Source organism: Liquorilactobacillus sicerae (assembly GCF_029916425.1).
In the GTDB taxonomy this organism is placed as follows: Bacteria; Bacillota; Bacilli; order Lactobacillales; family Lactobacillaceae; genus Liquorilactobacillus; species Liquorilactobacillus sicerae.
Map to the genome: position 1 here is coordinate 1 of NZ_JAHAVQ010000196.1, position 470 is coordinate 470.

The 470-nt window shown below is 33.2% G+C and carries 1 protein-coding gene; it reads left to right on the top strand.

Annotated features, from left to right (window positions below; translation table 11 throughout):
• Positions 1-300, top strand: a 300-nt coding sequence (locus KH893_RS11970) for a uracil-DNA glycosylase family protein (RefSeq protein ID WP_281166301.1), incomplete at its 5' end; no start/stop codon positions are given.
• Positions 301-470: the final 170 nt, after the last annotated feature.

The following is a 470-nucleotide window of genomic DNA, read 5'->3' on the forward strand; positions in this document are numbered from 1 at the left end:
TTGAAACATCGTGTCGCTATATGGATAACTTTAAAGGAAGCTGATATTATCGGGGCACAGGATTCGACAATCAAAAATCCTGTTCCAAATGATTTTTCCGATATTTTAAAGAATTCTCAAATTGGGACAATTTTTACGGAAGGGAAAAAAGCTACAGAGCTGTTTAACAAATTAGCAGCACCTAAAATAGGTCGAAAGTCAGTCTATTTGCCTTCGACTTCTCCTGCTAATCGAGCCACACAGGCAAAGCCAGTCTTTATGGAGCGCTGGTATTTTGTTAAAGATGCTCTGAATAATTAAATTACTTTTGCTTAAATGGTTTGTTTTTTGAAGTTTAATACATATATGAAATATATAATTTGGTCACGGTTTTAGTGATTGATTTTCTAAACTAAAAAGTTTTGATGTCGTAATTACAAAACTGTTGTTCGAAATGGCTTCTATTATGTATTAATAAAGCAGCTATAGAC